Here is a 20822-nt window from a genome sequence, read left to right as displayed (position 1 = left end):
GGGTTCATTTTTATTGATTGAGCTTTCTGAGCACGATGCCATGCAGCGGTTCATGCGGCTGAATACCGCAAATGTCTTGAAGAACGCCGCTCGTGCCTTTTTCCGCGATAAGCTTTTGCAGCTCAACCGCTTCCGGATCATCCTGATAGTCAAAGCGCAGGGCGGCGGCGATACCTTCCGCCAGCGCGTTCGGTTCTTTTATTTTTTTGGCCGGCCCTACTAATCTGTCATTCGCTCCGAGTTTTCTGAGCGGTGATCTGGCGACTCTTGTCACATCATCCGTGATGTATTCATTTTCAAAGCGGCCGATGATTTTTTTCATGTACTGCTCATGTTCGGATTGCTTAAAGCCGTACGCTTTCACCAAGTACTCGCCCGTTTCTGAAAGTGCATCGTACACGACACGCCGGATTTCCGGATGGCCGATGGCCTCTTTGACGGTTTTTAATCCGCGCTGATAGCCGACATACGCCGTGACGGCATGCCCGGTATTGACGGTAAACAGCTTTCTCTCAATGAAAGGCGTAAGATCATCCGTAAACAACGCGCCTTTAAGTACCGGCTGATCGCCGGCAAAGCCGGTTCTGTCTATGACCCATTCAAAAAACGGTTCTACGGATACTTTCAGCGGATCTTCATGGTGCTGAATCGGCACGATCCGATCTACCGCAGAATCCGGGAAGCCGACTGTCCGGTTCACGAGTTCCCGCTCCGCTTCCGTCAAATGTCCGAAAACTTCTTTTTTCAGAAAACTGCTGCCGCCGATCATATTTTCACAGGCAATGATATTGAGAGGCTCAAAGGACGTTCTGCGCTTCAGACCTTCCGCGATGGACGGGGCGATGAGTCTGAGAACGTTCGGGCCCACCGCCGTCGTAATGATCGCCGCTTCATTAATCAGCCCGTACAGCTCTTGTTCTTGCACCGCGCTGTTGATGGCTGAAACGGGGCCGATGATTTCTGTCCGCCTGCCGCCGTCGGCAAGCTCCACGGTATATTCCTTCTTTTCATTGAGAAGGCTGACCATCGTTTCATTCACATCAGCGAAAACTACGTCATAGCCGGAATGATGGAGCAGGGCGCCGATAAAGCCCCGCCCGATGTTTCCCGCTCCGAAATGAAGGGCAATCATGTCAGTTCACCTCGCTGAAAATAGCGGCCAGTTCTTCTTCCGTCTTTGCACTGATCAGCCGTTCGATGTTTTCTTCCTCTGAGCAGATGATGGCGATGTTTGACAGGATGTCTAAGTGTTCATTGTTTTTTCCGGCGATACCGAAAACGACCTTTGCCGTATTGCCTTCACCATATTCCACACCGTTCGGAATCTGGATGACGGAAATGCCTGAATGAAGCACCTCATCCTTCGCATCTTCCGTTCCGTGCGGAATCGCAATGAAATTTCCCATGAACGTGGATGATGTTTCTTCACGTTCGAACATTTTTTCCACATAGCCGTTCTTCACGTAACCGTTATCAATCAACGTCTGTCCCGCCAGGCGGATGGCATCCTCTTTTGAGTTCACTGTCTGGTTCAGTTTGATGTTCGCTTTAGCCAATACTTCCATGATGAAGATCCCTCTTTCTGTTTGATTAGTTTTTAAGCTTTTCAATCAGTTCATCGTATTTCGGGCTGTTTAAGAAATTATCAACCGAAATGTGCACCGCCTGCGGCAGCTTCGCTTTCGCGCGGTCAGTCAGGTCCTTATGCGTAATGACGATATCCGCGTCATTCGGAAGATTATTGATCGACGTATTTGTCACATCAATATCCAGGTCTGCTTTTTTCACTTTGTTTCTTAAAATGGAGGCGCCCATTGCGCTCGATCCCATACCCGCGTCACATGCGAAGATAATGCGGCTGACTTGGTCAGCGGAAATATCAGCGGCGCTGTTTTCCGGCTCTTCCTCTTTGTCTGCCAATGCGGCCGCCGCTTCACTTTTCCTGCCTTTCATTTCCTGCATTTTTTCCGCCGCGGCTGTCAAATCTTCTTCGCCCGCTTTAGACGATTTCAGAATAAGCGCCGAGACGATAAACGATACGGCCGCGGCAACGATGACGCCCGCCAGCACGCCGAGATAGCTTCCTTTCGGTGTCAGCGCCAAAATGGCGATGATGCTTCCCGGAGATGATGCGGCGACAAGACCCGCGTTAAAGATCGAGAATGTAAGCAGTCCGCTCGCTCCCCCGGCGATCGCCGCGAGGATCAGCATCGGTTTCATTAAAATGTAAGGGAAATAGATTTCATGAATCCCCCCGAAGAAATGAATGATGGCCGCTCCGGGAGCCGTCGATCTTGAAGAACCTTTCCCAAAGAACATATATGCCAGTAAAATACCGAGTCCCGGTCCGGGGTTCGCTTCCACTAAGAACAGAATGGATTTACCCGCTTTGGCGGCCTGCTCGATTCCGATCGGACTTAAAATGCCGTGGTTGATCGCGTTATTCAGGAACAGGACTTTCGCCGGTTCTACGAAAACGCTTGCAATCGGCAGCAAATTCGCGTGGACAATGACTTCCACACCCGCCGCCAGCAATTTGTTAAGAGACAGGACGACCGGGCCGATCGCATAAAACGCGATAATCGTCAGCACTGCGCCGATAATTCCCGCCGTGAAGTTGTTGATCAGCATTTCAAAACCCTGTCTGACTTTATCTTTAAACACACGGTCTAATTGTTTAATGAGATAACCGCCCAAAGGCCCCATAATCATTGCCCCTAAGAACATCGGAATGTCCGCTCCGACAATGACTCCGATGGCGGCCGTCGCCCCGACGACTCCCCCGCGGTGATCATAGATCATTTTTCCGCCCGTATATGCGATTAAAAGCGGCAGAAGATACGTAATCATCGGGCTTACCAATGTATTCAGCTGCGGATTGGGAAACCATCCCGCCGGAATAAACAGCGCGGTGATAATTCCCCATGCGATAAATGCGCCGATATTCGGCATGATCATACCGCTTAAATAACTGCCGAACCGCTGTATCTTCACTTTCATGCCAGCTTGCTGTTCTTGCTGCATGTTCATTCCCTCCCTGTTTGCCTGCCTTCAGATGAAAATAAATAAGACACGGGGTTTCTCTCTCCCCTGTGTCTTCATCATAAAACGCTTACAATCCCCATTCAATGAAAAGTAAAGAGGAGTTTGGCACAGAGACTGTGACAAATCCTTAACAAAAAAAAGACACCTCATCAAAGGTGTCTTACCGCTTTCTGTATATAATGTGTCCTTTTGTGACGACGAGTTTGGCAATGAGCCGCTCACTGACAATAAACACCGGATACGCACATACGAGCGCGAAAATGGCGGCCGGCACATACCGCGCTGCCGGAAACATCGGCATGACGGCGGTTCTGGCCATCTGCACAAGATAAATCAAAAGCACCGTGATCGCAATGGCCGCAGCCATAATCGGAGCTGATACTTTATATTCACGCAATTTCACATGGCAATGCCCGCACTGAAACTGGCACGGGATCATGGATGATCTGACCATGTCGCCTGTAATCGGCTTGCCGCAGTTCGGGCAGGTCGTTTCTTTCATGTTTATTCCTCCATTCAACTCTTCTATTATAACAGAGTCTGACTGCGTGTTTTACATTTGTGATTGTTCAACATTTTTTCACATATTTTATCATCAGGCTCTTGTGTGCATTTGTGAAAACATCTACTCTTAGAGGGAGGTTCATCACTCATTCGCATAAAAAGGAGGATGCAGAATTGCTTCCGATTCACAGACAGCAAACCTTGCTTGAATGGCTGAAAGAAGAGGGCGCGCTGAAAATCTCTGACATAAGCGAGAGATTCGGCGTCTCCGAGATGACCGTGTACAGAGACGTCAATCAGCTGGCGGATGCAAACCGGATTATCCGGACACCCGGCGGCATTACGCTCCCTCCCGCTTCAGAACAAAGCGCCAATCAATGCGGCTATTGCCTGCGGCCGATTCAGCATTCGTATTCTGTTCAGCTTATTACCGTTTCACAAGCCGTTGAGCAGATGTGCTGCATTCATTGCGCGATTTTGCGGTATGAGGATAAAAAGGAAGAAGTGTCCCACGTCATTTGTAAGGATTTTCTTCTCCAGACGACACTGACGGCCGCTTCCGCATACTTTTTAGTCCATGCCGATATTGACCTTCACTGCTGCCGGCCTCAGGCGATTCCCTTCTCAACGCTTGATTACGCAGAACGGTTTCAAAAAGGATTCGGCGGGGTCATTTGCACCTTTGACGAGGCGGCGGACATCATCTTACACGACAGGCAGAAGGGATGCACCTGCAGCAAGACATAACAACAACCAACCGGAAGGCGGTGTCATCATCCATGAGACAGAACAAACGCTGGCTCATCTTTTTGCTGTTCCTTGTTTTGATTCCGAAAACAAGCTTCGCCCACGCCTACATCACAAACTCAAATCCGGGAGAGAACAGCGAATTAAAACAAGCGCCGAAGCAGATTGAAATTGAGTTTAATGAACAGATTGAAGAAGGCTTCCACTCCATTAAGGTCTATAATTCATCCGGCGAACGGGTTGACGCGGGCAAAACGGTGATTCAAAAAAATAATGCCCGCATCATGACCGCGGCATTGAAAAAAAATCTGCCGCATGATATTTACAGAGCGGAATGGAACGCGGTATCGGCCGACGGACATCCGGTATCCGGCGTCATCCCTTTCAGTATCGGAAAAGCCGGCGGTGAACTTCAGGAGCAGACATCATCGCAAGCGGCGCTTCATCCCGAAGCGGCCATCGACCGCGGTATTTTGTACACCGCTATCTCCCTGTTTATCGGCACGGCTTTTTTCCATCTGTTTTGGTACAGAAATAATAAAGATTCATCAAAAGCAAAACGAACTGTAAAGCTGCTCGTGATTTCTTTATGTTTAACGGGGCTCGCGCTCGTGTGCCAGCTCCCGATCCAGACGAAAGAAAACGCGGGCGGCGCTTGGAGCGCCGCGTTTCAGCCGGACTATGTAAAAGAAACGCTTCTGAAAACGGCAGGCGGGTACGTCTGGATGATCCAGATCAGCTTATTTATCCTGCTCGCCCTGTCCATGATCCCGCTGTTGAAGAAGAAAGCATTCCGGTCATTTGCGTACTGGACGGCGCCGCTGTTGTTCTTCTTCGCTTCGCTTTTGGCAAAAGCATTCGCCGGGCATGCGGCCGTTATCGACGAAAAAGCGGTCGGCATCGCGATGGACTTTCTCCATTTATCAGCCGCGTCTGTATGGATGGGCGGTATAGCCGCTCTTGTGCTGCTTCTTTCATCAGAGTGGAGAAAAACCGATAAAACCATCGCTTGGGAAACGGTCAGACGGTTTTCTCCTTGGGCGTTCGCCTCTGTCGGCGTGCTGTTATTTTCAGGTGTGCTGAACGGATTTTTCATTATCCGCTCGTTTGATTCACTCTTTCACACCGCTTACGGCAAGACGCTCCTTTTGAAAATCGGACTGTTTGTCATCATGCTTGCGCTCGGCGCCGTTCACGTATGGATGACGAAGTTCAGCAGAAAAAGGAGCATCAGCGCAACGATAAAGGCCGAATGGGCACTTGGTATTGCGGTGTTATTCACAACCGCCGTCTTCACAAGCCTGCCCAGCCCGCCGCCGCCCGCGCCATTGCCTTTTAACGGCTCAGAAACGATCGGAAACGGGGAGACCCTGTCCTTGCACATTACGCCGAACCAGCCGGGTAAAAATGAATTTCAAGTCATTGTCACCGATCATAACGGCAGCTTAGTAAAAGACATTCAGCAATTTACGGTCACTGTTTACCAGACGGGCTTCAGCGGCAAACAGCATGAAAGCACCTTTGATTTGAAGAAAACGAAGGAAGGCACATTCGAAGCCGCCAACCTGTCCATCACCGAAAAGGGAAACTGGAAGATCAAAGTCCACGGGCTGACAAACGATTTTAATGAAATCAACCAAATATTCTCAACGACAAACTAAGGAGTGTATCTCATGTTGAAAAAAAAGGCTTTAATATTCATATCCGCCGTGACCCTGTCACTCGTCGGTTTTACGGCGGCAGCAAGCGCCCACGTCTCAGTCAAACCTGCGGAATCCGCGGCCGGTTCTTGGGAAACGTACACGATGAAAGTGCCTGTGGAAAAGAATGAGCCGACAACGAAAGTCGTGCTGAAAATGCCCGCCGGCGTTGAATTTCAGCAGTATCAGCCGATTCCGGGCTGGAAAACATCCGTATCCAAACATGATGACAAAGCGGTCTCCGTCACTTGGGAAGCAAAGGACGGCGGCATTCAGCCCGGCCAATTCCAGCAGTTCACGTTCGTTGCGAAAAATCCTGAAAAGAGCGGAGATGCCGCTTGGGACGCTTACCAATATTACAAAGACGGCAGCATTGTAGAATGGACGGGGGATGAGAAAGCCGACACGCCTCACTCGATTACGAAAATCACGAAATCGGCCAGCGTGACGGATGCGCACGGAGCTGAACAGTCAAACGAAGAAAGCAAATCCGGCGTATCAGCGCTTGATATTGCGGCCATCGTTCTGTCAGCTGCGGCGATTATCCTTTCCATCGCGGCGCTTGTAAAGAAAAAACGCGCGTAAGCAAAAAGCGATCCGGCTCTAAAGAGCCTGCGATCGCTTTTTTTCTTATCCGCGGCCTGCCTGGAAAGACGGATATTTTGTCATTCCCCCGTCAGCAAACAGCGTAATGCCGGTCACATAGCTTGATTCCTTTGAAGCAAGCCAGACGGCGACAGCCGCGATTTCTTCCGGCTCACCGATATATCCCATCGGAATCATGCTTTCCACATCTTTTCTCTGAACGGGATCGGCAAATTTTTCCGCGTTGATCGGCGTATTGATGGCGCCCGGTCCGATATTGTTAACACGGATGCGCTTCGGCGCGTACTCAAGCGCCAGCGTTTCCGTCATCAATTTGATACCGCCTTTACTCGCCGCGTAGTGAACAAACAGCGGCCACGGAATCATTTCATGTACACTTGACATGTTAATGACGTTTCCTTGAATATCATTCTCTACGTAATATTTAATGGCTTCGCGGCTTCCTAAGAAAGCGCCGGTCAGATTGGTATTGATGACTTTGTTCCAGTCTTTGAGCGGCATTTCATGCGACTGAACCGGATTCTCCATGCCGGCGTTATTGATCATGACATCCAATGTGCCGAATTCCTTCACTGCGGTCTGCACGATGTTTTTGACATCTTCTTCTTTTGTGACGTCTCCTTGAACGATGACCGCTTCGCCTCCCGCTTTTTGAATCTCTTCTTTAACGGTTTGGGCGTCTTTTTCATTACTATAGTAGTTAACCACGACTTTCGCCTGCTCCTGTCCGAAGCGGATCGCCATCGCTTTTCCTAATCCTGATGAAGCTCCCGTAATGGCAACGACTTTTCCTTTTAAATCCGTGTACATGTTCAAACCTCCTGCATATGTTATGAATTTGATTTCGCAACGCCTAAGAATACCGCCGCTACAATGATCAGGATAATCCCGATGGCAATGGCGACCAGCTGACGCTTCGTTTTGCTCTCACGGAGAATGAAGATTCCGCCGAGCGTGCTGATGACGATCCCCATTTGAGAGAGGGAAAAACTTGTCGCAACTCCGACACGCGGCTGTGAGATGAACAGAAACATGTTCCCGAGCGCCCAGATGATTCCCGGCAGAATGTTCTTGAGGGCGTACTTATTAAACGGTTTATGCTTGTACGTCAGGAGCAGTCCGCCAATGACCATCCCGATCGCCTGCGGCAGAAGTGCTGACCATCCGGATACGCCGAACAGCCGGGCGACGACGACATAGACCAAATAGCCGAGCGTGGAGATCAGCAGGATAACAATGCCTTTTTTTAAGTTTCCCGGTTCTCCGTCCGCCCGCCCCTTTTTATCTTCTAAAGATGTGAGCACAATCCCGATGATGATAAAAATAAGGGCGAGAATACCCAGCGTAATCGCGATCGGGGTTGACCATTCTTTGAATACGATCACACCGAACAAAGAAGTCGAGACGAGCTGCATTCCCGTTGATATCGGCATCGTTTTTGAAACGCCCATCAGCTGTATGCTTTTAAGCTGATTGCTTTGGCCGAGCGACCAAAACAGCCCCGAGATAATGCCGACAATAAAAATGCGCCCGGACAGCACCGGATGGACAAACAGATACAGCACAAACGAAACGATGAGCGCCCCGATTGTCGTTCCCAGCGTCTGGCTGTAAGGCCCGCCGCCTAATTTGACGTTAAATAACACGATGCTCCCCCAAAATAAAGCCGGGAGAAGAGCCAGTAATATATCCATGATGGCGACCTTCTTTCAATCGTATTTGCTGTTATTTTGTCTGGAATCGAACCGATTATTCCCGCAAGATCAAAAAAGCCTGCCGGCGATATTCACCGGCAGACCGCTCCATAAAAAAGCCCCGCTTAGAAGCGGGGCTTTCTTTTCGGCTCATTAAAGTCCGATAGACATGTATTTGGTTTCCAGGTACGGTTCAATGCCTTCCGTACCGCCTTCACGGCCGATGCCGCTTTCTTTCATTCCTCCGAACGGCGCTTGAACCGCGGACGGACCGCCGTCATTCCAGCCGATGATGCCGTATTCAAGCTGTTCAGAAATATAGATGCCGCGGCGGTAGTTTTCTGTGAAGAAATAAGCCGCAAGCCCGAACGGCGTATCGTTCGCAAGCTTGATCGCTTCATCAATATCTGAGAACGTAACGATCGGCGCAACCGGGCCGAAAGTTTCTTCATGCATGATGTTCATGGATGTGTCTACATTTGAAAGCACGGTCGGCGTCACGAAATAGCATCCTTTTTCATCGTTTTGGTCATACGTTCCGCCCGTCAGCACTTCTGCGCCTTTTTCCACGGCGTCATTAATTTGGCCGACGATTTTATCGAAGCCTTTTTTGTTGATGACAGGGCCGACGTTTACGCCTTTTTCAAGACCGTTTCCGACTTTGAGTTTCGCAGCTTCTTCACTCAGTTTTTTCGCAAACTCGTCTTTCACGGATTCGTGTACGATCAGACGGTTCGCACAGACGCAGGTTTGGCCGGCATTTCTGAATTTAGAGGCCATTGTTTGGGCTACCGCCAGATCAAGATCAGCGTCTTCATCCACGATCAGCGGCGCATGTCCGCCAAGCTCCATTGACATATGTTTTACGGTGTCGGCGCTGTTTTTCATCAGAATTTTGCCGACAGGCGTTGAGCCGGTAAAGGTAATTTTGCGGATTTTCGGGCTGCTGGTGAAGACGTTTCCGATTTCGGCTCCGTCACCGATCACCACTTGCAGCACGTCCTTCGGAATTCCCGCTTCATATGCGAGACGCGCAAGGGCGTAAGCGGAAAGCGGCGTATCCTCCGCCGGTTTGATGATGAACGTACAGCCTGCCGCCAAAGCGGGCGCGGCTTTTCTTGTAATCATCGCATTCGGGAAATTCCACGGCGTAATCGCGGCTACCGGGCCGACCGCCTGACGGGTGACGACAATCCGTTTGCCCGTTGTCGGCGCAGGTACGGTTCTGCCGTAAATCCGTTTTGCTTCTTCGGCGAACCATTCAATATAGCCGGCGCCGTATAAAACTTCTCCGACCGCTTCTTCGTACGGTTTGCCGTTTTCTTTCGTAATTAATTCCGCAAGTTCTTCTTTATTTTCAACAATCAGCTCATACCATTTTCTCAAAAGTGAGGCACGTTCTCCCGCTGATGTTTTGGACCATGATTGAAACGCTTGATGTGAACGTTCAATCGCTTTTTCAACATCTTCGGCCGTCTGCTGGGGGATGCTTTCGATCGCCTCTCCCGTTGCCGGGTTGTACACTGTTAATTGTTCTGGCATATTGAACATTCCTTTCTTTCCTATAGTAAAACCATTGAATGCTTGTTGATGTATCTCACACTTTCATGATAGCAGACACATCCGGCGGCATTCCAATAATTGAACTCACAGAGCTGCTTCGATAATGGAAAGGCCTTCTTTGAGCTGCTCATCCGTCACCACAAGCGGCGTCAGGAATCTGATAATGTTGCCGTTAATGCCGGCCGTCAGCAGCAGCAGTCCGTTCTCGTTCGCCGTTTTAGCGATCGCCGCGGCTTTTGCTTTATCCGGTTCCCGCGTGTGCGGATCTTTGACAATTTCGATGGCCGCCATCGCGCCGAGTCTGCGCACTTCTCCGATGCAGGCATGCTCTTTTTTCCACTCGAGCGCTTGATGCTCGATGATCCGGCCGATCTCTTCGGAACGCTGATTCAGCCCTTCTTCTTCAATAATATCCAAGACCGCGAGCGCAGCCGCACAGCCGAGCGGGCTTCCCGCATATGTGCCACCGAGTTCCCCCGGCGCGGCGGCATCAAGCATTTCCGCCCGGCCGATGACGCCGCTCAGCGGCAATCCGGCCGCAAGTGATTTGGATACGGTGATCAAATCCGGAACGGCTTCGAAATGTTCAATCGCAAAATACGTTCCCGTTCTGGCAAAACCTGTCTGAATCTCATCCGCAACAAAAACGATACCGTGTTTTTTACAAAAAGCGGCGACGTGCTGCACGAAACGTTTTGAAGGAATGATGAAGCCGCCTTCTCCCTGAACCGGCTCCATTACGACACAGGCGACGGTTTCCGGTGCAACTGCGGCGATAAAGAAATCCTCAAAAGCGCTGATGATAAAGTCGTCATACTGCTCGTTAGTCATGCCGGCCGGCTTTTGATAATAGTAAGGAAACGGCGCCTGATACACCTCTGAGGCAAACGGGCCGAAACCGAATTTATAAGGCTTCACCTTGCTCGTCATGCTCATCGTCATGTTCGTGCGGCCGTGGAACCCTCTTGTAAATGACACGACAGCCTGGCGCTTCGTATATTTTCTGGCGATTTTCACGGCGTTTTCCACCGCTTCCGCCCCCGAATTGAGAAAAATCGCTTTTTTCGCATGATCTCCCGGCGCAAGGGCGCAAAGTTTTTCGGCCAGCTCAATATAAGACGGATACATCATGACGTTAAATCCCGGGTGAATCAGATCCTCCGCCTGTTTCTTCACGGCCTCCACCACTTTCGGATGAGAATGGCCGACATTCAGCGTTCCGATCGCTCCGGCAAAATCAATGAATCGTCTGCCGTCCAAATCGTACAAAAGCGCCCCTTCCCCTTTTACCGCCATGCTGCGGTTTCCGTTGCCGACCCCCTTGGAAACGAATTGGTCCCGTTTTTGCTGCCATTGGGCAGTTGTCACTTCCGATGATGCTGTTCGACTCATAGATTCCATCCCCCTATATTGTTTTCTTATCATTCTGACTTCTTTTTGGTATGATGAAAAGTACCAAAATCAATTTATCCATGGTATCAGAAAGGAGCAGGGTCTGGATGCTGACGATTTCCATTGATCATTCTGAAACGGCGGATTATATCTATCAGCAGATCTATCAGCACATAAAAGCGGCCGTTTTGAAACGCAGCCTGATGCCTCATACAAAGATGCCGTCTAAACGGGAGCTTGCCGAGACGCTGAAGGTCAGCGTGAATTCAGTGAATTCAGCTTATCAGCAGCTGCTTTCGGAAGGTTATTTATATGCAGTCGAAAGAAAAGGCTTTTTCGTGGAGGAAATTGATACGGTTTATCATGAAGAAACGCCTTCGCTCTCATTGCCTGAAGATTTAAAAGAGCGGGAGCCGGATAAGAGCGGCTGGATTTCGTTTTCTCATATGAGCGTGGATACGGCGCATTTTCCCCTGAAAAGCTGGTTCCGCTGTGAGCATAAAGCAGCCGCCCGTTCATTTCATACACTCGGGGAACTCGTCCATCCGCAAGGCTTATATGAAGTCCGTGAAACCATTTCGCGGCTTATTTCCCTGACAAGAGGCGTTACATGCCGCCCGGAACAAATCGTGCTCGGGGCGGGCACGCAAATGCTGACGCAGCTGCTGACGGAACTGCTGCCAAAAGACGCGCTGTACGCCATGGAGAACCCGGGATATATGAGGATGTACCGGCTGCTGCAAAACCTCGGGAAAAAGGTTGCGACGATCAGCCTTGATGAAAAAGGCATGTCCATGGCCGAAATCGAAAAACGCCGGCCCTGTGTATTGATCACCACGCCTTCCCATCAATTCCCCTCAGGCGTGATCATGCCCGCTTCCCGGCGGATTCAGCTTTTAAACTGGGCCGCCGAACAGAACGGCCGCTTCATCATTGAAGATGATTATGACAGTGAATTTAAATATGACGCCGATACGATACCGGCGCTTCAAAGCCTTGACCGGTTTCAAAATGTCATCTACATGGGGACCTTTTCAAAATCCCTTTTCCCAGGTCTGCGCATCAGCTATATGGTTCTGCCGCCCGGGCTTTTGCGGACGTTCAAAGAGAGAGCGTATGACCTGCATACGTGCAGCACGCTTGCCCAGCTCGCGCTGAAAGAATTTATCGACTCGGGTGAATACCAGAAACATATTAAAAAGATGAAGCAGCATTATAAGAACATGCGGGAACGCCTCATTTCGGCTTTGGAAGAAACATTCGGAGAAAGAATCAGTGTAAAGGGCGCCAATGCGGGGCTTCATTTTGTCACTGAGTTTGACTGCGCCCGTTCAGAAAAAGAGATTTTGGCACGGGCGGATGCAGAACAGCTCGATCTGTTTGCGATGAGCCGGTTCCGTCTGAAAGCAGGAGGCGATTCAAATAAGCCGCAGCTCATTCTGGGGTTCGCCCGCCTGAAGGAGAGCGATATTCAAGAAGGCGTCCTCAGGCTTTACCGGGCGGTTTTCGGCGCATAAAAAAACCCCCGGAATTCGGGGACTTATTTACCAGCGGTCCGGTTCTGTCTGCAAAATCGCCTCCAGCAGGCCGGGAAACGCCGCTTGTAAATCATCTTTGCGCAGGGAATAATAACGGTGCTTCCCGTCTATGCGCACTTGGGCGATCCCCGCTTCCCGCAGCACTTTGAAGTGATGGGACAGCGTTGATTTGGCGACCCGGACATCAGCGCAGGTACCGCACGTTTTTTCTGTTGTTTCCGCCAATTGTTTGACCAGCTCTAAGCGGAGCGGATCACTCAGAGCATGAAGAACCTTTGTCAGCTGTAAGCGGTCGGTTTCAGGATGGTTTGGAATGTTCATGAGTCAAATGTAACACATAAAAGCGGCGGGTGACAATTTAGGCGGTGAGGGTTTTTCCTTTACCATTCACTGCGAAACATGTTACAGTTAGTTCGATAATATTCGAACTATAACAAATAAACCCAATCAGGAGGAATAACAATGATCGTCTTACAGGCTTACATGAAAGTAAAAGCGGATAAACGCGAGGAATTTTTAGGAGAAGCGCAATCACTTGTTCAGCATTCACGCGCGGAAGAAGGAAATGTGCAATACGATCTTTTCGAAAAAGTCGGTGAGGAAAATACATTCGTTATGCTTGAGCAATGGAAAGATGAAGAAGCGATGAAATTCCACAACGCAACTGACCATTTCCAAGGATTCGTGGCAAAAGCAAAAGAAGTGCTGAGTGCGCCGCTTGACGTCGTCCGCACAGAACTGTCAGAGTAACGAAAGGATGAATGACATGAACGAAGTCCTTCAAATATTAACAGACCACCGTTCCATCCGCAGCTACACAGATGAACCCGTATCGGATGAGCAGCTGGACCTTATCATCCAAGCAACTCAGGCAGCGCCGACTTCCATTAATGGCCAGCAATTTACCGTTATTGCGGTGAAAGATAAGGAGCGGAAGAAAAAAATATCCGAATTGGCCGGCGGCCAGCCGTGGATTGACCAAGCGCCGGTTTTCCTTTTATTCTGCGCTGATTTTAACCGCGCCAAAATTGCGCTGGAAGAATATAATGATACACCGCTTGAGATCACGAACGGTTTAGAGTCCGTTCTAGTCGGAGCCGTAGATGTCGGGATTGCGCTTGGTACGGCAACGGCTGCGGCTGAATCAATGGGACTCGGCACTGTGCCGATCGGCGCCGTGCGCGGCAAGCCTGACGAACTCATTGAACTGCTGAAACTTCCGAAATACGTTTTCCCGGTTTCCGGTCTCGTCATCGGCCATCCGGCAGACCGCTCCGCGAAAAAACCGCGTCTGCCGCAAGCAGCCGTTCTGCATCATGAAACGTATCAAGAAGAAGATTTAAGAACCCATATCGAGGCCTATGACAAGCAGATGTCCGAATACATGAAAAAACGCACCGACGGACAGGAAACAAGAAACTGGTCACAAGGCATCACTTCCTACTATAAGCAGGTTTATTATCCTCACATTCGTGAAATGCTTGAAAAACAAGGATTTAAGACGGATAAATAAACGTATCAGCCTGCCGGAACACTCCGGCAGGTTTTTTCTATTTCTCAAACAAAAGCGTTGACACTATGTAAAAATTTTTGTTAATATTTTCATCATATACTCATTGGTTTTCTGTGAACCGATGGGTTTTCTATTGTGACGAAAGAAGGAATCTGGGCTTATGAATGATAAGAAAACGGATATTCTGCTGGCGGCAAGGAAGCTTTTTTCCGGGAAAAGCTTTTCGTCGGTTTCGATGCAGGCGATCGCAGAGGAGTGCAAAGTCTCCAAAGCATCTTTATATAAGCTGTTTGAATCAAAGGAAGACCTGCTCCTGGAGCTGCTCGATTTTAACCAGAAACAGATGGTAGCGGCCGCTTCATTATTGAATGAAGAAACGAGCCTCTCCCCTGAGGAACGGTTTGCCAAAAAACTGATGGCTGAGCTTGAAGGCTTCAGGCGCAATCAGCAGTTTTTTAATATGCTGATGTACGGAAGCCCCTCTTCCATTAATGAGCGGGTAAAACGGCATATTCACAGGGCCCGCTCCACCTTTATCTGCTGGCATCGCGATTCACTGATTCAGACGTACGGCGAAGACATTATTCCTTATGTATGGGAGCTGGTGATCGTCCTGCAGGGGCTCCTGAGAGAATGCATCACGCTGATTAAGCTGGAAAAAGAACCGCTCGCTCTGGAGCCGCTCACGGACTTTATCATCCGCCATCTCAATCTCATCGTCGAAAACAGGAAAACCGAAACGGCTTTGCCTCAGGAGATGATTGACCTTTATACCGCCTCCGCTGCCTCATTTGAGCCGAAAGACAAAACCGTATTGCTGGCTGAAAGCCTGAAGGAACTGAAAGAAGCCGTCTCAGCCCTTCCGGAGGAAAAATATGATGCCGCAGGACTCGCTTCCGCGGCGGTTATGCTGGAGAAAGAATCAGCGGACAAACAGCCGCGGGATTTTCTTATAAAAGCGCTCATCGGTTATTTGGAGCAGGCCGGACCGCTGCACCAGCCGCTTGCAGCCGTTAAAACATTGCTCAAACTATAAAGAAAGAAGGAATCAGCTTGAATAAGAGTATTAAAACTGCACCATACAACCGCTCTGTCATTGTCGGGATTCTTTTGGCGGGAGCGTTCGTCGCCATTTTGAACCAGACACTGCTTATCACGGCGCTGCCGCACATTATGAATGACTTCAATATAGATGCCAACAAAGCGCAATGGCTGACAACATCGTTTATGCTGACGAACGGGATTTTAATCCCGATTACCGCATTTTTAATAGAGAAATTTACGAGCCGCACCCTCCTGATTTCCGCTATGAGTATTTTCACGGCGGGCACCATTGTCGGCGCATTCGCCCCGAACTTTCCGGTGCTCTTAACGGCCCGGATTATTCAGGCGGCCGGCGCCGGAATTATGCTGCCGCTCATGCAGACGGTATTTCTCACGATTTTCCCGATGGAAAAGCGCGGCCGCGCCATGGGTATGGTCGGCTTGGTTATTTCGTTCGCGCCGGCGATCGGCCCGACGCTTTCCGGATGGGCGGTCGAAGCATTCTCTTGGCGGTCTTTGTTTTACATCATCTTCCCGATCGCAGTCATCGATTTGCTTTTAGCGATTATTCTGATGAAAAACGTCACGACATTACGAGAAACACAGATTGATATTTTATCCGTGATCTTATCGACCCTCGGATTCGGCGGGCTGCTTTACGGCTTCTCAAGCGCCGGTTCCTCAGGATGGACCAGTACTGAAGTGCTGACTTCGCTGCTTGTCGGAGCGGCCGCGCTGATTTTCTTTATCGCAAGACAGATGAAGCTCAAAAAACCGATGCTGGAATTCCGTGTGTTTTCTTTCGGGATTTTCAGCCTGACCACCCTGCTCGGAACGCTTGTTTTCGCGCTGCTGATCGGAACAGAAACCATTCTCCCGCTTTACACGCAAAAGGTCCGGGGCGTATCCGCGTTTGATACCGGATTAATGCTTTTGCCGGGCGCGATTGTGATGGGGATGATGTCTCCGTTTATCGGCCGGGTGTTTGACAGAATCGGCGGAAAAGGCCTTGCGATGACCGGATTCTTCATCATCCTGCTCACGTCCCTGCCGTTTATGAATCTGACGGACTCGACGTCTCTCATTTGGATTGTCGTCGTTTATACCGCGCGGCTTTTGGGAACAGCCATGATTATGATGCCGGTGACGACAGCGGGAATCAATGCCCTGCCGCGCCACTTAATTCCGCACGGCACAGCCATGAACAATACCGTCCGCCAAGTCGGCGGTTCTATCGGTACGGCGCTGCTGGTTTCCGTGATGAGCAGTCAGGCCGCGCACGCCAATGCGTCAACTCCGGCAAACGCTGCCCTGCACGGCATGAATGCGGCATTTGTCGTAGCCGCCTGCATCGCGCTGGCCGGCTTCCTCCTATCTTTTACATTGAAGAAAAAACCGCGTCAGCCCGAGCAGCAGCAGGCCGTTACGCGGTAAACCAAAAAGAACCCGATCACGTATGTGACCGGGTTCTTTTTTTACTTCTCGATTCCGTCTTTTACTTCTTTCACCATTTGCGCCATGGATTCCAGGCCGCCTCCTGATAAATACCATGTAGCTGAATCAAGGTAGACAACATGGTTGTTTTTCACGGCTTTCACCGATTTTACATAATCATTTTCAACCACTTGTTTTGTTGAAGATTTTGTGCCGATCGCTGTTCCGCGGTCAACGACAAACATGTAATCAGGGTTTGTTTTGGCGATATATTCATAGGAAATGCTTTGTCCGTGCAGTGAAGCTTCGATGTTTTTGTCAGCCGGTTTGACGCCGAACACATCATGAATGAAGCCGTATCTTGATTTAGATCCGAACGCGCTGATTTTGCCGTCGTTCGCCATCACCACTAATCCGTTTTTATCCGTGCTGCTTGTCTTTTTCTTCAGATCGGCAATGGATTTGTCAATTTTCGCAAGCTTATCTTTCACTTCATTTTCTTTGTTAAAGATTTTGCCGATCACTTCAGTGTTTTGCTTGAATCTGTCAACGTAGTTTGTATAGTCATCATCAAGATAAATCGTCGGCGCGATTTTCGAGAACTCTTTATAAGAATCAGATTGTCTGTGGGCGATAATGATTAAATCCGGATCAATATCCGCGACTTTTTCAAAATCCGGTTCTTTTAAACCGCCGGTATTGGCGTATTTATCACTATTATATGAAGATAAGTATTTTGGAAGGTTTTGTTTCGGAAGTCCCGCCACGTGATCCTGTAAACCGAGTTCATCCATCGTGTCCAGCATTCCGAAGTTGAATACGACAACTTTTTTCGGATTCTTCGGCACTTTGACTCCTTCTTTGTTCAGATCATCTTTGATTGTGATTGTTTCTTTTGATTTGCCTGATGTTTTGTCCCCGTTTCCGCATGCAGAAACAACAAAAATCGTAACTAGCGCAATGAATAGCAATGCGAATTTTTTCATGACTTTCACCTCATCTGGTTTTTAAGAAAAGTACACACCGATCCGCTGACTGTCAATCTCTTGAATCGGGATGGTCATATCATAAATATCTTCAAGCACGGAGGTTTCAATGATCTCCTCCGCCGGCCCTTCTTTGACGATCCGGCCGTTTTTCAGTGCGACGATATGGTCTGAATAGACAGATGCGAAGTTGATATCGTGAATCACTACGACGACCGTTTTTCCGAAGTCTTCCACAAGCCGCTTCAACAGCTTCATCATTTCAACGGAATGCTTCATATCTAAATTGTTCAGCGGCTCATCGAGAAAAATATAGTCCGTATCCTGAGCGATGATCATCGCGATAAACGCCCTCTGACACTGGCCTCCGCTGAGCTGATCGAGGTATTTATCCTTTAAGTCATCCAGCTTCATATAACTGAGGGCCTGATTGATATGCACCCAATCTTCATCCGTCAGTTTCCCCTGGGAATACGGAAATCTGCCGAAGCTGACCAGGTCTTTAATCGTCAGCCTGATATTAATTTGGTTCGTCTGCTTCAGGATGCTGATTTTTTTCGCCAGATCGTTGCTTTTACAGGCCCCGATCTCTTGCCCGTCGACCGTGATTTCTCCGGAATCCGTCTTAATCAGCCGGCTCATGATAGACAGCAGCGTGCTTTTTCCCGCGCCGTTCGGACCGATAAACGAGGTGAGCCTGCCCTTTTGAATGGATAGAGACGTTTTCTCAAGGACGACTTTCCCTCCGTATTGTTTGCTTACATTTTTGACCTCTACCATGATTTATTCTCCTTTAACAGCAGATAGATAAAATAAATCCCGCCGGCAAAATTAATGATGACGCTCAGCGTCGTGGAAAACGTGAACACTTTCTCCACGACGAACTGACCCCCGACAAGCGCGACGATGCTGATCAGGACGGAACCCGCGATTAAATACGTGTGCCTGTAGGTTTTTAAAAACTCTCTCGCCAGATTGACGACAAGCAGTCCTAAAAACATAATCGGCCCGACAAGAGCTGTAGAGACAGACACAAGAATGGCAACGACGATGAGCATCTGTTTCACAAGCTTATCGTAATCAATCCCAAGGTTGACGGCGTGCTCCCTGCCGAGCGACAGCACGTCAAAAAACCGCGTGAACCGCCAGACATAAATGCCTGTCAGAAGAAAGACAGCACCGGCAAATCCTAAAAGATCGGTGTTGATATTGTTAAAGCTGGCAAACATTTTGTCCTGAACAACCTGGAACTCATTCGGATCAATCAGCATCTGCATAAAGGATGACAGACTGTTGAACAGCGTGCCGAATACGACGCCGACAAGCAGAAGGAAAAACACGTTCCGCCCCTCGCCTTTAAACATGAGCTGATACAAAACGAGTGACAAGAGCACCATCAGCCCGACGGAGATGACGAAATTAAGGTTTTTGTTCATCATGACGATATTCATTGAACCGAACAGGAACACGATGACGGTCTGAATGAGCATATACAGGGAATCGAGGCCTAAAATGCCCGGTGTCAGTATGCGGTTATTTGTAATCGTCTGGAAGATGACCGTTGAAAACGCGATCGCTCCTCCGGTGAGCATCATGGCAAGCACTTTGAAGCATCGTCTCGGCAGGGAGTATTCCCAATTGCCCAGTCCGTAGAACAGAAAGAATCCGATACATATCATGGCGAGCACCGCCAGCAGCGTAATTTTTTTATTATGACTCATATGCTTTTCTCCTTAACAGCATATACAGGAAGATGCCGCTGCCGATAACACCGACCATCAGGCCGATGGAAATTTCGTACGGGAAGATGATCACCCTCCCCAAAATGTCGCAAAACAGCACAAAAACAGCGCCCAAGAGAGCTGTGTGAGGCAGGCTGCTCCTCAGGTTGTCCCCTTTGTAAATCGACACCATATTGGGAATGATCAAACCGAGAAACGGCAGCATCCCGACGGTCAGGATCACCAGTGAAGCGATGAGCGACACGATAATCAGACCGATATTGACGACGCGTTTGTATTTCAGGCCGAGATTGACGGAAAAGCTCTCTCCCATTCCCGCCACCGTAAATTTATCCGCATAGACATAAGCGATGATCACCAGCGGGATACTCAGATATAAAAGCTCATACCGGCCTTTAACGACCAGTGAGAAATCTCCCTGCAGCCAAGATGACAGGTTTTGGATCAGGTCGTATTTATATGCGATAAACGTGGCGATTGAGCTGACGATATTCCCAAGCATTAAACCGACGAGAGGAATAAAAATCGCATCATTGAACTTGATTCTCTCGAGGATTTTCATGAAAAGGAAATTTCCCGCCAACGCGAAAATAAAAGCGATAGACATTTTCACAAGCGGACTCGCTGACGTAAAAAGCATTAATGAAATCAAAATTCCGAGCCTTGCCCAGTCCATCGTTCCCGCAGTCGTCGGCGATACAAATTTATTCCGGCTGATCTGCTGCATGATTAATCCGCAGATGCTCAGGCTCATGCCGGCGATGATAATGCTCACCAAACGCGGCAGCCGGCTGTCAAACAATGTACCTGCCTGTTCTTTATTTAAATGAAAAATATCCAGCGGCGACAAATCTTCTACACCGATAAATATAGAAGTACACGCCAAAACCGCCAGTAGCAAAAGTAAGTAACGTAGCTTCATGCTGCCTCCCTGCACCCATCACAAACGGAATGACTGATAGCCAAACAACTCCCATATATCCCCACTCGTAATGATTATCATTATCAACGACAACTATAATCTTATCATCTTTCCAAGCGCAGTCAATACAGTTTTGCTTTCAAAAGGGGTCATCCGCGGGCCGTACACTAAATTGTTTTACAATCAGTCTATCAAGAATTTGCAGGATTTTCTATAACCTTCATTTGGCTGCTTATCATTTTTTGCACATGATGACACGCTTGAGGGAAAAAAATCTGACAAACAGCGGCAAAATTCCTCCAGGAAAATACAAATGTTCTCCCTACGTAGAAAAAATCCTTGATTTACATGTTTGAAAGAGAGATAATAAAAATTAAATTTGTGAGAAAATT

At 49.0% G+C, this 20822-nt stretch carries 21 protein-coding genes; 8 read left to right on the top strand and 13 right to left on the bottom strand.

Features of this window, described 5'->3' with window-relative positions; genetic code table 11:
* Window positions 1-10 precede the first annotated feature (10 nt).
* The 4 genes from VP472_RS02090 to VP472_RS02075 form a co-directional block, all read right to left on the bottom strand.
* The gene (locus VP472_RS02090; RefSeq protein ID WP_146276122.1) at window positions 11-1132 is read right to left on the bottom strand and encodes a mannitol-1-phosphate 5-dehydrogenase; all 1122 of its coding nucleotides are present in this window, start codon (window positions 1130-1132) and stop codon (window positions 11-13) included.
* 1 nt (window position 1133) lies between these two features.
* Window positions 1134-1565 carry a PTS mannitol transporter subunit IIA gene (locus VP472_RS02085; protein ID WP_003156302.1) on the bottom strand — a complete coding sequence of 144 codons (432 nt, stop codon included), beginning with the start codon at window positions 1563-1565 and terminating at the stop codon, window positions 1134-1136.
* A gap of 25 nt (window positions 1566-1590) precedes the next feature.
* Window positions 1591-3030, bottom strand: a complete 1440-nt coding sequence (locus tag VP472_RS02080; RefSeq protein ID WP_014720723.1) for a PTS mannitol transporter subunit IIBC — start codon at window positions 3028-3030, stop codon at window positions 1591-1593.
* 175 nt (window positions 3031-3205) lie between these two features.
* Window positions 3206-3547, bottom strand: coding sequence for a hypothetical protein (locus VP472_RS02075; RefSeq protein ID WP_003156306.1), 342 nt, complete (start codon window positions 3545-3547; stop codon window positions 3206-3208).
* 176 nt (window positions 3548-3723) lie between these two features.
* Between VP472_RS02075 and VP472_RS02070 the strand changes: the two genes are divergently transcribed.
* From VP472_RS02070 to VP472_RS02060, 3 genes are read left to right on the top strand one after another with little or no spacing between them, the layout of a single operon-like run.
* Entirely contained in the window at window positions 3724-4296 is a 573-nt protein-coding gene (locus VP472_RS02070) for a DeoR family transcriptional regulator (RefSeq protein ID WP_070081369.1), read from the top strand.
* A gap of 32 nt (window positions 4297-4328) precedes the next feature.
* Window positions 4329-5957 carry a copper resistance CopC/CopD family protein gene (locus VP472_RS02065; protein WP_146276120.1) on the top strand — a complete coding sequence of 543 codons (1629 nt, stop codon included), beginning with the start codon at window positions 4329-4331 and terminating at the stop codon, window positions 5955-5957.
* A 12-nt stretch (window positions 5958-5969) separates the two neighbouring features.
* Window positions 5970-6581 carry a YcnI family copper-binding membrane protein gene (locus tag VP472_RS02060; protein WP_043866834.1) on the top strand — a complete coding sequence of 204 codons (612 nt, stop codon included), beginning with the start codon at window positions 5970-5972 and terminating at the stop codon, window positions 6579-6581.
* Between the two features lie 45 nt (window positions 6582-6626).
* Here the strand turns inward: VP472_RS02060 and gdh are convergent, their stop codons facing one another.
* From gdh to gabT, 4 genes are all read right to left on the bottom strand, one after another.
* Window positions 6627-7412 carry a glucose 1-dehydrogenase gene (gene gdh / locus VP472_RS02055; protein ID WP_007609424.1) on the bottom strand — a complete coding sequence of 262 codons (786 nt, stop codon included), beginning with the start codon at window positions 7410-7412 and terminating at the stop codon, window positions 6627-6629.
* A gap of 20 nt (window positions 7413-7432) precedes the next feature.
* Window positions 7433-8296 carry a RhaT/GlcU family sugar-proton symporter gene (locus VP472_RS02050; RefSeq protein WP_003156317.1) on the bottom strand — a complete coding sequence of 288 codons (864 nt, stop codon included), beginning with the start codon at window positions 8294-8296 and terminating at the stop codon, window positions 7433-7435.
* Between the two features lie 153 nt (window positions 8297-8449).
* A complete protein-coding gene (gabD, locus tag VP472_RS02045; protein ID WP_003156319.1) occupies window positions 8450-9838 on the bottom strand; it encodes a succinate-semialdehyde dehydrogenase in 1389 nt (462 codons plus the stop codon).
* 105 nt (window positions 9839-9943) lie between these two features.
* Complete coding sequence (gabT, locus tag VP472_RS02040; RefSeq protein ID WP_153986646.1) at window positions 9944-11251, bottom strand: 4-aminobutyrate--2-oxoglutarate transaminase; 1308 nt, start codon at window positions 11249-11251, stop codon at window positions 9944-9946.
* Between the two features lie 107 nt (window positions 11252-11358).
* On the opposite strand from gabT, the gene gabR reads away from it, so the two are divergent.
* Window positions 11359-12768, top strand: a complete 1410-nt coding sequence (gene gabR, locus VP472_RS02035; protein ID WP_146276116.1) for a MocR-like transcriptional regulator GabR — start codon at window positions 11359-11361, stop codon at window positions 12766-12768.
* A gap of 27 nt (window positions 12769-12795) precedes the next feature.
* On the opposite strand, the gene VP472_RS02030 is transcribed toward gabR, so the two are convergent.
* Window positions 12796-13110, bottom strand: coding sequence for an ArsR/SmtB family transcription factor (locus VP472_RS02030; RefSeq protein WP_003156322.1), 315 nt, complete (start codon window positions 13108-13110; stop codon window positions 12796-12798).
* 141 nt (window positions 13111-13251) lie between these two features.
* On the opposite strand from VP472_RS02030, the gene VP472_RS02025 reads away from it, so the two are divergent.
* From VP472_RS02025 to VP472_RS02010, 4 genes are all read left to right on the top strand, one after another.
* The gene (locus VP472_RS02025) at window positions 13252-13539 is read left to right on the top strand and encodes a putative quinol monooxygenase (protein WP_003156323.1); all 288 of its coding nucleotides are present in this window, start codon (window positions 13252-13254) and stop codon (window positions 13537-13539) included.
* A 16-nt stretch (window positions 13540-13555) separates the two neighbouring features.
* Entirely contained in the window at window positions 13556-14302 is a 747-nt protein-coding gene (gene nfsA / locus VP472_RS02020) for an oxygen-insensitive NADPH nitroreductase (RefSeq protein WP_016937252.1), read from the top strand.
* Window positions 14303-14462: 160 nt separating this feature from the next.
* Window positions 14463-15338 (top strand): TetR/AcrR family transcriptional regulator, encoded by an 876-nt coding sequence (locus VP472_RS02015; RefSeq protein WP_025853760.1) that lies wholly within the window; start codon window positions 14463-14465, stop codon window positions 15336-15338.
* A 17-nt stretch (window positions 15339-15355) separates the two neighbouring features.
* On the top strand, window positions 15356-16780 hold the full coding sequence (locus VP472_RS02010) for an MDR family MFS transporter (protein ID WP_015388705.1): 1425 nt from the start codon (window positions 15356-15358) through the stop codon (window positions 16778-16780).
* A gap of 41 nt (window positions 16781-16821) precedes the next feature.
* Here VP472_RS02010 and VP472_RS02005 read toward each other — a convergent pair whose 3' ends face one another.
* The 4 genes from VP472_RS02005 to VP472_RS01990 are packed head-to-tail and all read right to left on the bottom strand — an operon-like array spanning window position 16822 to window position 20430.
* Window positions 16822-17766: a siderophore ABC transporter substrate-binding protein gene (locus VP472_RS02005; RefSeq protein WP_003156329.1), complete on the bottom strand. Its 945-nt coding sequence runs from the start codon at window positions 17764-17766 to the stop codon at window positions 16822-16824.
* A 21-nt stretch (window positions 17767-17787) separates the two neighbouring features.
* Window positions 17788-18546 (bottom strand): iron ABC transporter ATP-binding protein, encoded by a 759-nt coding sequence (locus VP472_RS02000; protein ID WP_022552588.1) that lies wholly within the window; start codon window positions 18544-18546, stop codon window positions 17788-17790.
* Window positions 18540-19487 (bottom strand): iron chelate uptake ABC transporter family permease subunit, encoded by a 948-nt coding sequence (locus VP472_RS01995; protein WP_077721797.1) that lies wholly within the window; start codon window positions 19485-19487, stop codon window positions 18540-18542. Before VP472_RS01995 ends, VP472_RS02000 begins: the two co-directional genes overlap by 7 nt.
* Entirely contained in the window at window positions 19477-20430 is a 954-nt protein-coding gene (locus VP472_RS01990; RefSeq protein ID WP_003156332.1) for an ABC transporter permease, read from the bottom strand. The genes VP472_RS01995 and VP472_RS01990 overlap by 11 nt, the downstream gene beginning before the upstream one ends.
* Window positions 20431-20822 lie beyond the last annotated feature (392 nt).

The sequence above is a fragment of the Bacillus sp. MT(2024) genome (genome assembly GCF_036362845.1).
GTDB classification, from domain to species: Bacteria; Bacillota; Bacilli; order Bacillales; family Bacillaceae; genus Bacillus; species Bacillus velezensis.
The sequence above is the reverse complement of the archived record's forward strand: the minus strand, read 5'-3'. Positions and strand labels throughout refer to the sequence as shown.

Coding starts and splice junctions, on each gene's coding strand:
- VP472_RS02085 (WP_003156302.1), bottom strand. CDS start 1,565: ATGGAAGTATTGGCTAAAGCGAACATCAAACTGAACCAGACAGTGAAC.
- VP472_RS02080 (WP_014720723.1), bottom strand. CDS start 3,030: ATGAACATGCAGCAAGAACAGCAAGCTGGCATGAAAGTGAAGATACAG.
- VP472_RS02060 (WP_043866834.1), top strand. CDS start 5,970: ATGTTGAAAAAAAAGGCTTTAATATTCATATCCGCCGTGACCCTGTCA.
- nfsA (WP_016937252.1), top strand. CDS start 13,556: ATGAACGAAGTCCTTCAAATATTAACAGACCACCGTTCCATCCGCAGC.
- gabT (WP_153986646.1), bottom strand. CDS start 11,251: ATGAGTCGAACAGCATCATCGGAAGTGACAACTGCCCAATGGCAGCAA.
- gabR (WP_146276116.1), top strand. CDS start 11,359: ATGCTGACGATTTCCATTGATCATTCTGAAACGGCGGATTATATCTAT.
- VP472_RS02075 (WP_003156306.1), bottom strand. CDS start 3,547: ATGAAAGAAACGACCTGCCCGAACTGCGGCAAGCCGATTACAGGCGAC.
- VP472_RS01995 (WP_077721797.1), bottom strand. CDS start 19,487: ATGAGTCATAATAAAAAAATTACGCTGCTGGCGGTGCTCGCCATGATA.
- VP472_RS02005 (WP_003156329.1), bottom strand. CDS start 17,766: ATGAAAAAATTCGCATTGCTATTCATTGCGCTAGTTACGATTTTTGTT.
- gabD (WP_003156319.1), bottom strand. CDS start 9,838: ATGCCAGAACAATTAACAGTGTACAACCCGGCAACGGGAGAGGCGATC.
- VP472_RS02030 (WP_003156322.1), bottom strand. CDS start 13,110: ATGAACATTCCAAACCATCCTGAAACCGACCGCTTACAGCTGACAAAG.
- VP472_RS02015 (WP_025853760.1), top strand. CDS start 14,463: ATGAATGATAAGAAAACGGATATTCTGCTGGCGGCAAGGAAGCTTTTT.
- VP472_RS01990 (WP_003156332.1), bottom strand. CDS start 20,430: ATGAAGCTACGTTACTTACTTTTGCTACTGGCGGTTTTGGCGTGTACT.
- VP472_RS02000 (WP_022552588.1), bottom strand. CDS start 18,546: ATGGTAGAGGTCAAAAATGTAAGCAAACAATACGGAGGGAAAGTCGTC.
- VP472_RS02025 (WP_003156323.1), top strand. CDS start 13,252: ATGATCGTCTTACAGGCTTACATGAAAGTAAAAGCGGATAAACGCGAG.
- VP472_RS02090 (WP_146276122.1), bottom strand. CDS start 1,132: ATGATTGCCCTTCATTTCGGAGCGGGAAACATCGGGCGGGGCTTTATC.
- VP472_RS02050 (WP_003156317.1), bottom strand. CDS start 8,296: ATGGATATATTACTGGCTCTTCTCCCGGCTTTATTTTGGGGGAGCATC.
- VP472_RS02065 (WP_146276120.1), top strand. CDS start 4,329: ATGAGACAGAACAAACGCTGGCTCATCTTTTTGCTGTTCCTTGTTTTG.
- gdh (WP_007609424.1), bottom strand. CDS start 7,412: ATGTACACGGATTTAAAAGGAAAAGTCGTTGCCATTACGGGAGCTTCA.